Here is a 599-nt window from a genome sequence, read left to right on the forward strand (position 1 = left end):
AGACCTGGTGAGATTGTCTGTGTTCGTTCTGGTCTGTCTCGTTGGTCGAGCTTGTCGAGACCTGGTGACCGGCTCCTTAGTGCGTGATCAACTTGCGGGATTTCGACATGCTCGATCAGCGGATGGATGCATCTAGGGCTGCTTTGGTTGGCTCAGACCGGGCAGATCATCGACCCGCCCCTCGATGAGGGCAATGCGCTTCGCCCTGCTCCAACCTTGAATTTGCTTCTCGCGGGCGTAGGCATCCGCAATGCTCTCGCTGTGTTCGCAGTAGGCGAGCCGCACCGGTCGGCGCCGTCGGGTATACGCGGCACCCTGATCGGCGGTGTTGTGCTGTGCGAGACGCCTGTCCAGGTCCCACGTGCTGCCGACGTAGAACGAGCCGTCGGCGCACTCGAGGATGTACATGAATGGCATGTGGGGAGGGTGGCAGAGTGATGCGCGGCATGAGGACGCTTGGGTCGAGTCTGTGGACAATGCTCCGGGCGAGCGGGCTGGGGAGAGATGCATCCGTTGGACTGACGGGTCGCGGGGTCTCGACAAGCTCGACCGACGGGATGGGGACGATCGCGGGTGCGGTCGCGGGGTCTCGACAAGCT

1 protein-coding gene is annotated in these 599 nt (G+C 62.6%); it reads right to left on the reverse strand.

The genetic code is table 11. The features are described 5' to 3' along the window. Positions 1 to 132: 132 nt before the first annotated feature. Entirely contained in the window at positions 133 to 417 is a 285-nt protein-coding gene (locus K2F54_RS13615) for a GIY-YIG nuclease family protein (protein WP_220606398.1), read from the reverse strand. Between the last annotated feature and the right edge of the window lie 182 nt (positions 418 to 599).

It is taken from the genome of Cryobacterium inferilacus, assembly GCF_019599185.1.
In the GTDB taxonomy this organism is placed as follows: Bacteria; Actinomycetota; Actinomycetes; order Actinomycetales; family Microbacteriaceae; genus Cryobacterium; species Cryobacterium inferilacus.

Bases quoted from the DNA above. Each gene is read 5' to 3' on its own strand.
- K2F54_RS13615 (WP_220606398.1), bottom strand. From the start codon at position 417: ATGCCATTCATGTACATCCTCGAGTGCGCCGACGGCTCGTTCTACGTC.